A 14928-nucleotide genomic window follows, 5' to 3' on the forward strand; every position below is an offset into this window, starting at 1 on the left:
AGCATTCAATGTATTGTTTTCATTGAGTTTATTTTGATGTGGGAATCTGATGCATATTGCCATTTCGAGGGTGAGTGGAAATACCTCTTGTCTTGCGATAGGCCGCGTCTAGACTCGTTTTTGACGGGTTTACGAGCCTTTGCCGGTCATGTTCGAACTCTTTGGGAAAGCGTTGGAGAGTGGAACGTCATCGGGGATTCATTGCCGGTGAGGGACGTCGTGTCGTGAGGTCTCAAGATGGCGTAGAAATCGCCACTAAAAATTATTCGAGGGGTAGGGAAAATGTATTCCATGTCATTCGTATCGAGTCGTCTTGAGTCCATGGCATCACGTATCAGGAGTGGTGATCGTCTTGAGGGAAAGACGTTCCAGGATCACGAGATAATGGTTACGCCATTTCCCTCAGCGTGGGGGATTCCATCAAGTCAATGCGAATGACATTCGAGGATGCGCAGGATCGACTGTCGGTATTTGAGCGCTTTGAGCGTCCCTTTGTCTTTGATCATCTGCCTACCCCTCTATCAGGCAAGCTCAAGATGATGATCGAAGCGTTGGACGAAAGGGGCGAGGTACTGCCCGGGTCTGGTGAGCAGTTCGGCTTCGAGGTCGAGTCACCGGATGTTGTCGCCGAGGAGGTGAGTGACCAGGAGGTGAGTGACCAGGAGGTGAGTGACCATGAGGACACGCCGCAAGCCGCCCAGGCGCTACTGACCAGTAGTGATGAACCTGCTGCGGGCACAGGACCTGCCTTGCTGGCCGAACCTGCCCCTCTGGCCACGGCGGCGCTCATCGCACCGGAAAGCTTCACTACCCTTCGTATCGAGGCCGAAGACCTCAGCGATGACGACGGAGATGGCAATGCATCCTCCATCGGTGGAGCCGGTATCGAGGTGGTGACCGGGGGGGATAATCCGTCCAATACCGCCAATGCATCAGGCACTGCCTACGTGGACTTCGGCGGCGCGACCGGCGAGACGCTGACCTTCACCTTCAGCGTCACCGAGGCCGGTGAATATGAACTCGCGCTGGGGTATGCGCTCAGCCAGAATGGCGATGGGTCTGATCGAAACCGCCCATTGCGCCTGGACGTCAATGGCGAACTTCAGGATCGAATGTTTGATCTGCCGAGCACGTCCCTGACCGGCGACGCCACTGATTTCAGTGAGTTCGGCGAGCGTACCATTCGCGTTCAGCTGCAGGCGGGCGAGAACACGGTGTCCTTCACCTCCAACGGGGCCAGTGGCCCCAACGTCGACTATCTGGAAGTGCGTGCACCGGACCCGGACGTCTTCGTCATTCAGGGTGAGGACCTCGATATCGGCCCGACGTCTGATGTCGCCGACGCTGGCACCAATCGTGTGGTGACTCTCGACAATATCGCCAGCTTCACCAATGGCAGGGAAACCTTCCGGGTCGGCGCCGAAGGCGCCAGCTATCTCGACTGGGCATCGGGCAATGCCGAGGCCTACGGTGACTTCACTCTCGAGGTGGCTACCGCCGGCACGTACAGCGTCACCGCGACCTATGCCAGCAGCTCGGCGCGTCCCATTGATCTCTTTTTGGTCGATGACGACACGCAAAGTCAGGTCGGCACCTTCCAGTTCGCAGCGGTAGAGGCGCCGGGCTACTACCCCGATGATGTCGATGATGTGCCCGCGGACAACCAGCCAGGCAATGGCGGGCCTTCCGCGTGGGAGGGCTGGTCGACCGAGACGCTGGAGATCACGCTGGCCGCGGGCAGCAATACCCTGCGTCTGGGCGGCGCGACCAACGGGCCGAACATCGACAAGATCGAGGTGGCGCTTCTGGAGGCCGATGCGGTGGAGCCTGTCGATCCGGTGATTGCGCCAGTCGTGATGCAAGCCGAGGATGCCGTGCTGGGCGCTGACAACGGGGCCGCCACCGTGGTGCGTGACGCCGCGAATCCCGAGGCCGGTGGCTTTGTCGGACTGCGCCCGGACTTTTCCGGCACCGGTTACGTGGATTTCGGCAGTGCGCCGGGTGACAGCCTGACCTTCACCGTCAATGTGGCCGAGGCGGGCGACTACGACCTCAACTTCCGCTATGCCAGCAATGGCGCGCGTCCGTTGGCTCTCTCGATCAATGACGGCGAGTCCTCCGAGCTCGCCTTTGTCGGGACTGACCCCAACGCCGGCAACGTCGACCCTGAGGGTTTCGATGTCTGGAGCTACCACACCCTGACGACGAGTCTGGAGGTCGGTGACAACACCGTCACGCTGACGATCCCTGATGGACGCAGCAATGGGCCCAATGTCGATCGCCTGGAGGTCACCACGGCGGGCACGGGCCCGGTAGGGGATGTCGTGGCGGATGCCGATGCCTCTGTGCTGACCTTTACCGCCGTAGACCCCCTCCTCAATGGCGCGACCGTCGGTGAAGCGGGCTTCAGCGTCAGCGGACTGGATGCCGACATCACCTTCGTCGGCGTGACCTTCGATGAGGGAATCACGGTCCAGGAGGTGGTGCCGAACCCGGATGGCAGCTTCACGCTGGACCTGTCGGGATTCGCTGATGGCGATCTGTCGGTCACGCTGATCGCCATGGATGCCTTCGGCAACCGTGCCGAACAGAGCCTGGCACTGACGCTGGATACCACCGCCGATGAGGGGGGCGACCTGGCACTCGAAGGCCCGCAAGATGCCATCGAGGCGGATGACAGCGCCAGCGTGGTATTCGGTGTCGCGGGGATCGATGACGGCTCGACTCTCGAGATCAGCTTCGACGGCGGCGTGACCCGTCAGTCCGTTGTCAGCGATGGCGACACCTTGACGGTCGATCTCTCCACACAGGCCCCGGGCGATGTGATCGTGACCCTTATCGTGACCGATGCCGCCGGTAATGAGGCGAGTGTCGCGGAGGCAGTCACGCTGGCCGTCGTCGGCAGCGTGACGCTGGATGTCACCTTCGATGACGCCACGATCAGCGCCTACAACGCGACCCAGGACAATCCCACCGTTGGCACGGGGGCGGTGGTGGAAGACGACGGTGGCACTCTGACGTTGAACGACAATGTCTGGAAGCGGGCAGCCCTGCCGGAGGACTACACGATCACCAGTGGCAGCATCCTGACCCTGGATGTGGCCATATCCGATTCGCCGGTCCCCGAGATCGTTGCCATCGGCTTCGATGCCGATTCCAATCCGTTCAATGGCGGAAACAGTGTCTATCAGCTGGGCGGCAGCCAGACGCAGGGTGGCTTTGTCGATCTGCGTGGGCAGGGCATCGACAATGGCGATGGCACCTTGCGCTTCACCATCGATCTCTCGGCGCATGCGGGCATCACCCTCGATTCGCTGGTCTTCGTCAACGACGATGATGTGGGCGCCAAGGGCAGTGCGAGCTTCAGTGGCGTAAGCCTGTCAGAAGCCGATGTCGATGACACCAACAGCGCACCGCGCGTGGTGGGGGGTGGCATCGCTGATCTGAGTCTCGACGAAGGCGCGAATCTCGAGGTTGACCTGCCCTTCGTCGATGACGATGGCGATGACCTCGCCTTCAGCTTCCGGGTCACCGATGGCGATGGCCTGCCGGTCACCGTGGACGGGCTGAGTATCAGCGACACTGTGCTGTCCGGGAGCCTCGCTGGTCTGGTGCCGGGCGATTACACCATCACGGTGACCGCCGATGATGGCACCGCCAGTACCGATACCGACTTCGCCTTGAGCATCGAGAACGTCAACGACGCCCCGGTGGCGGAGCCTGCCGCTCTCGAGCCCTACTTTGGAGAGGTGGGCGAGAGCTTCCTCCAGATTCCGCTGGCGGACTTCGCCTCGCTGTTCTCCGATGCCGATGGCGACAGCCTGACATTGACGGCCGAGGATCTGCCTGCCGGACTCGAGGTGATCGATGGCGTCATTCAAGGCACGCCAAGTGAAGGAGGCACCTTCGATGTTGTCGTGCGCGCCACCGACCCGAGTGGTCTGTCAGCGACCCAGTCGCTGAGCTTCATCATCGAAGGCACCCAGGTTGGCGATAGCATCACGATCGAGGCGGAAGATTTCACGGATCTCGACGCCGGTAACCTGATCGTCACCGGCAGTGCGTCGGCGTCCAACGAGCAGCTGATTCGTCTGACCAGCAATGCGCCGGCGACGATCGGCACTGATCTCTCGGCGGGCGGCGTGGAGCCGGGCTGGTACATCGTGCGCCTCTATGTGTTCGATGAAACCGACGGTGAAGGCACCTTGACCCTGACCATCGGTGACACCGTGCTTGAAGCGCGCAACACGACAACCGATAGCCTGAGCGCCGACGTGGTATTGAACGACGACTTCGGCACCTTCGTCGGCAGTGGCGCGCGCGGAAATGCAGGCCAGAGCGGCAACCGCAAGGAAATCGTCTTCGAGACGCCCGTCGAGGTCACCGCCGGTGATCTGGCAAGCCTCGAACTGCGTGGTGCCGGTGGCGAGCTGATGCGTATCGACTCGCTTGAATTCGAGCGTATCGATGAGCCGGTCAATACTGCCCCGACCCTGGCGGGACTCGGTGCCGCGATCAGTGTCGACGAGAACAGTGCTGGCGTGGCAAGTCTGGTGCTTGAGGATGCCGATGGCGACAGCCTGACGGTGACGCTGTCCGGTGCCGATGCCGCGCTCTTCACCTACGACGTGGCGAGTGGAGGAATCGCCTTCCTCAATCCACCGGACGCGGAGCTGGCCGCCGACAGCGATGAAGATGGTGTCTACGAGCTGACCGTGACGGTGACCGATGGCGAGGACAGCGTGTCACAGGACACCCTGATCACCGTGGCAGATCTCAATGAGAGCATCGCCATCGACCAGACCGCGTTTGCAGTGGATGAGAACCTGACCGAGATTGGCGCGATCCCGCTCGTCGATGAAGACGGGGGGACTCTCGGCCTCAACGCGCCGGTATTCGCCATCACTGGCGGGGCTGACTCTCCGCTGTTCACCATTGACGCCACCACCGGCGTGCTGAGCTTCACCAGTGCCCGCGATTTCGAGCTGGCGGTCGATGATGACGAAGATGGCGTCTATGACGTCGAGGTCAGCGTCAGTGACGGCGACCTCTCCACCACCGCGCAGCTCTCGGTCACCGTGAATGATGTCGATGAAGCGCCGTTCTCGCCCCTGCGTCTGCAGGCCGAAGACGGCACGGTGACGAGCTTCGATGACGGCGCCAACGCGACGGATACCGTAGTGCGCGATGCCGACAATCCCGAAGACAATGCGAATCTGGAGAACGGTCTGCGGCCGGGCTTCTCCGGTACCGGCTATCTGGACTTCGGCGACACGGCTGGCGATAACGTCGCCTGGCAGATCGAGGTGGCCCAGGCCGGTCAGTACGACATCAGTGTGCGTTACGCCACCAATACCGATCGTCCGCTGGATCTGGTGATCAATGGCGGCGATCCGCTGATGCTGGCCATGGCCAGCACGGACCCGGACGGCAGCGGCGGGGAAGAAGGCTTCGACCACTGGGTCTTCGAGACCTTCACTGTCAGCCTGGAGGCGGGCAGCAACGCCATCGTGCTGGCGATTCCCGCTGGCGCCACCACCGGCCCCAACATCGATCGCATCGAAGTGACCGACGCCGGCAGCGGCCCGATCCCGGAGGATGTGAGTGCCGATGAGGACGGCGATCTCGCCATCGTCGCGGCTGACGACACTCTCGATGCCAGTCAGCTGGCGGCGGCAGTCTTCAACGTCTCCGGCATCGATGATGACGTGACCAGCGTTGCCGTGTCCTTCGACGGCGGCGCGACCCGTGAGGCAGTGACGCCGGACGCCGATGGCAACATCACGCTGGATCTGAGCGGCCAGCTCGATGATCAGAGCGGCGATCTCGCCGTCTCGCTGTTCGTCACCGATGCCACCGGCAATGAGGCCAGCGCCAGCGAGGTGGTCAGCTTCGCGGAAGGCGACGGCACGCCTGCATTCAACTTCGCCATCGAGGGCGAGGCGCTGACCATCATCGATACCGACGGTGATACCCAGGTGCGCGATGCCGACAATCCGGAAACCAATGTCGCCTCCGGGCCAGATGGGCTGTGGGATGACTTTACCGGCACCGGTTATCTGGACATGGGAGCCGACGCCGGTGACGCCGCCGAGTTCCAGGTGGCGGTCGATGAGGCCGGTACCTACACCCTGGAGGTTCGCTATACCAATGCCGGTTCCAACGGCGCGAATCGCCCCATGGACATCCTGGTGGACGGGCTGAGTCAGGGGAATCTGGCCTTTGCCTCCACGGGGACCGACGCCGCCGGCTGGGAGAACTGGACCACCACGACGCTCGAGGTGGAGCTCGAAGCCGGCGACAACACCATTCGCCTTGCCAACCTGGGCAACGCCGGCCCCAACATCGACAGCCTGACGGTGAGCCGTGATGGCGTGGTGCCGGAGCGTCCGGTGGAGCCGGGCGAGCGCTTCTCGGTCAAGATCAACTTCCAGCCCGAAGGCACCGCGGTGCCGGATGGCTACATCGCCGACAACGGCAAGGCCTTCGGCACCCAATCGGTGACCGTGGACGGCCAGACCCATCAGTACGGCTGGATCACCGAGGCGTCGATCTACGACGGCGAGCCCGGCACCGAGCCGCTGGACATCAGCGCGCTGACCAGCGTGGCGGTGAATGATCGCACCGATGACATCGCCGGGCTCGACCCGCGCCAGGGCACCTACGCCCACTTCGACCAGCCGGGAAGCGCCTATGTGCGCGCCGGCTGGGAGATCGAGCTGGACGATGGCTACTACGAGGTCACCGTCTCCATCGGGGATACCTCCGGGCCCTACGACAGTCGCAACGTGCTCAATGCCGAGGGCGAGCTGTTCAATGATCCCTTCACCCCGTTCCGGCCCGATGATTTCCCGGCGGACGGCAATCCGTCAGATGATACCGATGGCTTCCGCTCGGATCTGGTCACCCGCATCGTGCAGGTCAGTGATGGGCGATTGACACTGGATTCCCTGGGGCTCGACAACGAGAACACCGAGATCCAGTACCTCGAGATCCAGGCATTGCCGGACCTGACGCCGGAAGATGATCGCATCGCCGCCGAGGATTACGCCTTCTTCACTGACGCGCGCGCCATCGCTGGGGTCGGTGACAACGAGGTGGAAGTCGATCTGGACCCCGACGACGGCGGCCTGCCGAGCGGGGTCGACCCGACGTCCGACATCTTCGTCGGCATCTCGGTGGTGGACGGTCGCGGCGGGGCACTGCTCGAGAGCCTGGCTGACGGTTCGATCCGGCTGATCGAGACGCTGACCGGAGAGGAGGTCAGCTTCAACGCCAACACCACCGGTGGCTTCGATTCCCTGACCATCTCGCCGAGCCAGACGCTCAAGGAGTTCACCAGCTATACGCTGATCATCGACGGCTTCCAGGATCGTGGCGCCAACGACGACCTGGACGCGCCGACCCGTGAGTTCCAGAAGTACACCAACACCTTCATCACCGGCGAAGCCCCGGAGATCGTCGCTCGCGATGTGGCCTTCAATGATGTGGTGGAACTCGACGGTGCCTCTGACAACGCCTTCGGTTTCACCTCGCTGGAGATCACCGCCGATGGCTCGACGATGTACATCGCGACCATTGGGGGGCAGATCCTGCGCTACGACATCGACCCCGTCGATGGCTCCCTCGGCAACCGTCAGGAGCTTTCGCTGCCGAGCGATTACTTCCATCAGGACGGGGCCGATGCCAGCAATGATCGCCGCGGGATCATCGGGCTGGTGATCGACCCCACCGATCCCGACGTGCTGTGGATCACCGACAACTATCCGATCCCGCTGTCTGGCCGTGACAACGGCGTGCCCGACTTCAGTGGCCGGATCACCAAGATCACCCTGGAGGGCGGTAGCGAGTTCTCGGGCACCGCCGAGCCCTACATCACTGGCCTGCCACGCTCCAATGGCGATCATGTGACCAACAGCCTGGAGTTCCGCGCGAATCCGGATTACGACGCCGAGACCAATCCCGATGTCCCGAGTCATCTGCTGTATCTGATCCAGGGCTCCAACTCTGCCATGGGCGAGCCGGACAGCGCCTGGGGCAATCGTCCGGAGCGTCTGTTGAATGCCGCGGTGATGGAGATCGACCCGACCCGCGATGCGCCTCCCGGTGGCTTCGATGTCACTACCGAGCCGCTTCCCGACAACGGCCAGAATACTCGCTTCGATGACCCGGATGGCCATCCCAAGGACGACCCGATCCCGATGGGCAATGGCGAGTTCCTGGTGTTCGATGATCGTGGTGTCGCCACGGTGCAGGACGAGTCCGGCAACGTGCTCGAGTCCTACTACGACCCCTACGCCAGCGACGCGGTGCTGACGATCTTTGCCACCGGGGCGCGCAACGCCTACGACCTGGTGTGGCATTCCAATGGCTTCCTGTACGTGCCGACCAACGGTTCGGCGGCAGGCGGCAACGTGCCGGATGACCCGTCGACGCCGGAGGACGAGCGCTACACCAGTGTCGAGAAGCAGGATGACTATCTGTTCAAGATCGTCGAGGGAGGCTATTACGGGCATCCCAACCCGCTGCGCGACGAGTACATCCTGAACGGCGGCAATCCGACCAGTGCCACCGACCCCAATCAGGTCGACAAGTATCCGACAGGCACCAACCCCGAGGGCACCTACGATATCTCGGGTGTCTATTCGCTCGGCGAGAATCGCTCGCCCAACGGCGCAGTGGAATACACCAGTGATGTCTTCGGCGGCAATCTGCAGGGCAACGTGCTGTTCACCGAGTACTCCGGCGGCGATGACGTGCGCTCGATCACGCTGGATGCCAACGGCAACGTGATTGGCGATGACGTACTGCGTGATCCTGAGGGCAACGTCATCAGTTACGTCGACCCACTGGACATCATCGAGAATCCGGTCACCGGCCAGCTTTATCTGCTGACCCTGAATCGCGGCAATGGCCAGAGCCAGATCATTCGCCTCGACCCGGCACCGGGCGGGGTGGTGGACCCGGTCGACCCCGTGGACCCTGTCGACCCGACGGATGAGCTGGTCTCGCTGCTGGTCATTCAGGCCGAGGACAGGACGCCTGACGACGGCACCGCCGTGACGCTCGCGACGGGGACGGACGCCGAGATCCAGATTCGCGACATCGACAACCCCGAGACCAACCAGCCGGACCTGCCCAATGGCCTGCGCCCCGGTGCCTTCGGGCTCGATGGCAATACCGACGACACCGACGGCACGCCAGGTGGCTATGCGGACTTCGGGTCTACCAATGCCGACTTCCTCACCTTCACGTTCGAGCTGGATGCCGAGCAGGCTGGCGACTCGGTGCTGCATCTGCGCTATGCCAACGGCGGCAATGCCGATCGCCCGCTGGAAGTGTTCGTCAACAATGTCAGTGTCGGGGTGTTTGACTTCAGTCCGCCCGACGGCCTGACGGGGGATGCAGCCTGGGCCGAGTGGTTGACCGAGGCCGTGGCAGCGACGCTGGTCAGTGGTCAGAACACGGTGCGCCTGCAGGCCACCGCCGACACCGGCCCCAATATCGACCAGCTGGAGATCCTGCAGGAAGCGCCGGATACCACGCCTGGCGTCGATGAGTACGAGGCCGAGGGGGCAGTGCTCGATGGCGCCGTGGTGGTATTGACAAGCGATGATGATCGCAACGCGTCCGGTGATGGGTACGTCGACTTCGCGGGAACGGGTGATCAGACCATTACCTGGACACTCGATGTCGCCGAGACGGGAAGCTATGACATCGCCTTCCGCTACGCGCTTGCCGCGACCAAGGATGACCGTCCCCTGGGGCTTGCGATCAATGGTGTCGACCTCGGGGTGTTGAACTTCGAAGGCCAGAGCAACGCTGACGAGAGCGACTGGTTCTTCCAGAACACGCTGGTCGCTCTGCAGCAGGGCAGCAACACCATCACCCTGACCGCGCCGGGTGCCGTGGGGCCGAACATCGATCTGCTGCAGGTGCCGAATGCACCGTCCGACAGCTTCATCCCGGTCTATGCCGATGTCTCGAACGGGTCGCGCATCGAGCTCGAGAGCGGTGACAGCGCACGCACCCTCAACGAGCTGACCGCCGACTTCTACTTCAGCGTGGACAGCAGCGGACTCTATCGTCTGGATCTGGCCGCGAACGCGGGCGCCGATGATGGTCAGGGCCTGGCCCTGACGCTCAACGGGCAGTCGGTGAAACTGCTGGCCTATCCGGGAGTGGGTGACGCTGGTGAAGAGGGTACCTATGTCGAGCTCGAGGCCGGGGTGGAGTACAACCTGCGTGCGGTGTCCACCGCCGATGGTGCCGATGATCTCGACTATCTCGATGTGATGCCGGTGGTCGGCAGCGACAACGCCGATATCGTGGTAGAGAGCGGTGATGCCGCCTACTACTCCGATCGCCTGCACTTCAGTTATCTGGACGACAACAGCGGCTCGAATCCCGATCGTGACTTCAAGGAAAGTGCCACGGTCACCATTTCCAACACCGGCAGCGATGTGCTGGAAGTGCTCGATGCCGACATCGACGGCCCCTTCACGCTGGCGGACCCCGAGGTGTTTGATGGCCTGACGCTGGCCGCGGGGCAATCCCTCGAGGTCACGGTGCTGTTCGACCGGGACAGCTACACCGCGCCGTCCAACAATGCCGGTGATGGGGTCTTCGAGGGCCGTATCCGTCTCACCACCAACGATGCCGACTCTCCGATCGCCGAGATCCACATGGCAGGCTTCTGGCAGGCGCGTGACGAGGGTGGCTGGGAGCCCAACGTCAACGAGGTGTGGGAGGTGTTCGGCTTCGGTAACCGTATCGAAGGCTTGTCGACCGTCGGTGGCGGAGAGAATTCGGTACTCAACGACTTCGATCTGTATCGCCCGGTCAATGATGACGAGGTGCTATCGCGCTACTGGTCTCTGGCCGAGGGGGCTGGCGAGGCCAGGATCACCCAGCTGGCGGCCTATCACGGCGGTGGCGGGGCGACGCTGGGTATCCACAACCCCGGCGACAAGGGGCAGGACGTGATCTTCTCCAATCACGCGGGCGACAATAACCAGTCGATCCTGCCGGTATTGGGCAACGGCAACTTCGCCACCGCGACCTTCGGGCTCGATGATATCCCGGCCGGGTGGGCCGGAAGTGGCGTGTTCGGTATCGAAGTGGCCAATCTGTCCACGGACCCGTCACTCAACCCGACCGGAGGCGGCACCCCGCCGGCCGATGCCGAGGGTATCGAGCGCGGCTATACCGTGCGCATGTTCCGGGCACTCGATGCCGAGGGCAACGTGATTCCCGACACCTACCTGGGGATCATGGATTACACCGGGATCAACTATGACTACAACGACAACATGTTCCTCATCGAGGGCGTGACACCGGTATCTGGTGGTGAGCTGACGGTCATCAACAATGACGGCGTGCCTTCCAACGATCGCCTGGTGATGTCGCGCATCGAGAATCCGGCCAATGCCGCGCAGGAGGTGCATGACGAGGTGACCGTCACGCTGAGAAATGATGGCTTCGAGAGTCTCGACATCAGTCGCGTCGAGGTCAGTGATGCGACGCTGTTCGAGCTGACGGAGGCCTTCACTGCGGTGACGCTGGAGCCGGGTGAGTCAGTCGATGTGATCGTGCGCTTCATCGCCGATGACCCCAACGATGGCAGCCTCTACGAGTCCAGCCTGATCATCACTTCAAGTGATGCGGATGAGGGAGAGAAGGTCATCGAGCTTGCCGGCCTGGCCCAGAATCGCTCAGAAAGCGGCCAGGAACCGGGAGTGCAGGAGATCATCGATGCCTTCGGCTACTCGACCAATGTTGCCGAAGGGCAGATGAACCAGGGAGGGCTGGTGGAGGCCAACGGCGATGAGATCCTGTCTCCGTACTTCCAGCGCGCCGATGGAGGCTCGCCGATCAAGATCACTCAGCTGGCGGCTTACCATACCCAGGGCGACGTGGCACGACTGTTCATCCACGACGTCGACAGCCGTGATATCGACGAGGTGCTGGCCCACGACGAGGCCGATGGTCAGACGTTGCTGCCACGCACGCTCAATGAGGGAGATCTGCTGACCACCACCACCCTGGATCGCGATGCGCCCTTTGGTTTCTTCGCTGAGATATCGGGCCGCCAGGGCTATATTTCCTGGTCCGATCCCGACGCCAACCTCCATGAGGACACCGTCGATGCCATCGGCACTCCCGGCAACAATCTCAACTGGGACGAGAATGATGGTCATCTGATCCGTGTGTATGTGGCCAGGGACGCCGCCGGCAACGAAATCCCGGATACCTATATCGTGATCCAGGATTACGCGGGGGTGAACTACGACTACAACGACAACATCTTCCTGGTGGAGAACGTCACTACCTACGATCCCGCAGGGGCGGAAGATGCTGACGGCAATGGACGAGTGGATCTGTACGACGACGATGACAACGACGGTGTGCCGAACTTCCTCGACAATCCCGAGCCGGTGGGACAGAGCGCCTTCAATGCCGGCGAGACTGCCTGGGCGGTGGGAAGCGATGGCCTGACACTGGAAGCGCGCCTGTTCGACAACGGTGGCCAGGGCGTCGCCTACAACGACACCACGCAGGCCCACCAGGGCGATGGCTTCCGATCAGACGAAGCGGTGGATATCTCCAATGGCAGCCTGGCCATCGGCTATGTGGCCGACGGTGAGTGGCTCGAGTACACCCTGAATGTCGAGACGGCGGGCACCTATGAGCTGAACTTCTCCGCCTCGGCGACTTCCGACGGCAAGTCGATCACCGCCGCCTTCGAGCAGGACGGCAGCTTCTATACCGAGGGCCAGGCGGTGGCGGTACCGGACACCGACGGTTTCACCAACTTCACCGATGTGGGTCCCTTGACCTTCACGCTGGAGGAAGGTGAGCAGGTGCTCAGGTTGACCTTCAACGGCGGACAGCTGGATCTGGCCTCGCTGAATCTGACGCTGGTGGCGCCGGTGGACGATGGCCAGCAGGCGCACACCGACGATGGTCAGCCCTGGCAGGTAGGCAGTGACTTCAGCCTTGAGGCGGTGAATTACGATGAAGGCGGACAGGATGTCGCCTACAACGATTCCAGCGAGGTGCAGGAGGGGACCGATGTTCGCGGTGAGGGCGTGGACATGGCCAGCGGCGGCAGCGCCATCGGCTGGATCGAGGATGGCGAATGGGTGGAGTACACCTTGAACGTCGAACAGGCCGGTACCTACGACATGGCCTTCCTGGCTTCCCTGGGAGTCACGGGGGGAGGGCAGCGCAGCATTACCGCAACCTTTGCCAAGGAGGCCGACGCCCCGTACGCCAGCGCCACACCGGTAGGGGTCTCACCGACCGGTAGCTGGACCAGTTTCGTGGGTACCGAGACCGCCCAGGTGACCCTGGAGGCTGGAGAGCAGGTGCTGCGACTGACCTTCAATGGCGGTTCCATGGACCTGCAGGGATTCTCGCTCTCCCTTGATGGTCAGCAGGCCTTCAATGCGGGAGGCATCCCCTGGCAGGTGCAGGCGGATGAGGGACTCAGCCTCGATGCCGTCAACTTTGATGAAGGCGGGCAAGGGGAGGCCTACAACGAGCTCTCCAGCGCTCAGTTCGGCTCGAACTATCGCGATACACCGGTGGATATCGTCGGTGAGGGGGAAGCGATAGGCTGGGTAGAGGATGGTGAATGGCTTGAGTACACCATCGATGTCGAGCAGGCCGGCGCTCACACGCTGTCATTCGTCACCTCCGCTCCTGACAATGGGCGCAGCATCACGGCCTCGGTGGAGAAGAATGGCTCGTTCTATGACGAGGCCAGTGGCACGCTACCCAATTCCGGTGCCTGGGGAGTCTATGTCGATGGCCCCTCGCTGACGCTGGACCTGGAGGAGGGGGTGCAGGTGTTGCGTATCACCTTCAATGGCGGTTCACAGGATCTGGCGTCCTTCCAGATCACGCGTGATCCGGATGTGACTCCGGCTGGCTCACCGAATGCACTCGCGATGATGAGCATGCTCGAGGACGGCGACGCGATTCCGGTCTCCAATGATGAGCAGGCGCCGATGAGCGACGATGTCGGCCTTCAGGGCATACAGGATGATGTCCAGGCCGGCCTGCTCTAGAAAGACGGCGCAAGATGACGGGGAAGGTGTGAGCAAGTGGCCGGGAACATGGCATGTGCTGGAACCTTGCCTTTCCCGGTCCTCGTAGCTGCCTGGCAGGACATGCGTGAGTCTCTGACGCGCATGTCCTGCCAGGCATCTGCGTGTCGCCAGTTCCCCCCCTCCTTCTTTCGGTGTGACGCTCCGAGATCTCCCGGCAACACCTGATGGCGCGAGACGGGTCTCGATCTCCGCGCCTGCGTCTGGCGTTACCGGAGGCTCGCCTGTCAGAAGCGGCTGCGAACACGCACTGCAGCGTCTGTCTTCCTGAGCTGTTATCATGCCCGCCTTCAGATTCACCTTGTTGGCTGTTGTCTCCCTCATCTTTCGTCTGGCCTCCCGCCATGTCCCTCGTCATGCGCCTGTTGTCGCAGGTCGTCGCTGACAGGACGGCACCTCGGAGGGACAGAACGCGAACCGGGAGAAGACAGGCACGCATTCGCTTGCAAGAGGACATGAGATGGCTCGTATTGCCATGGCACGCCACATTCTGGTGAAGACCGAGGCCGAGGCGCAGCGTCTCAAGCAGTCACTGGAGCGCGGCCAGCCGTTCGAGAAGCTGGCGAAGAAGCACTCCACCTGTCCTTCCGGCAAGCGGGGCGGTGACCTGGGCGAAGTGCGCCCCGGCCAGATGGTCGGCGGCATTGATCGCGCCATCTTCAAGGGCCCGCTCAATACCCTGCAGGGGCCGCTGAAGAGCAAGTTCGGCTATCACCTGCTGGAAGTCTTCTTCCGTGGCTGATGCCTGACGGACCGCGATTCCAGACCCCGTATCATCCGGCGCCAGCGTGACGCTTCGTCACCGCCCACCTTT

At 62.4% G+C, this 14928-nt stretch carries 2 protein-coding genes; both read left to right on the plus strand.

The genetic code is table 11. From position 1 onward, the window contains the following. Window positions 1-428: 428 nt before the first annotated feature. Window positions 429-14075, plus strand: a complete 13647-nt coding sequence (locus tag BFX80_RS03500) for a carbohydrate-binding protein (RefSeq protein ID WP_240499658.1) — start codon at window positions 429-431, stop codon at window positions 14073-14075. 499 nt (window positions 14076-14574) lie between these two features. Continuing rightward, window positions 14575-14856, plus strand: a complete 282-nt coding sequence (locus BFX80_RS03505; protein ID WP_077375482.1) for a peptidylprolyl isomerase — start codon at window positions 14575-14577, stop codon at window positions 14854-14856. The last annotated feature ends 72 nt before the right edge of the window (window positions 14857-14928 follow it).

Source organism: Cobetia marina, assembly GCF_001720485.1.
Classification (GTDB): domain Bacteria; phylum Pseudomonadota; class Gammaproteobacteria; order Pseudomonadales; family Halomonadaceae; genus Cobetia; species Cobetia marina.

Bases quoted from the DNA above. Each gene is read 5' to 3' on its own strand.
- BFX80_RS03500 (WP_240499658.1), top strand. From the start codon at position 429: ATGCGAATGACATTCGAGGATGCGCAGGATCGACTGTCGGTATTTGAG.
- BFX80_RS03505 (WP_077375482.1), top strand. From the start codon at position 14,575: ATGGCTCGTATTGCCATGGCACGCCACATTCTGGTGAAGACCGAGGCC.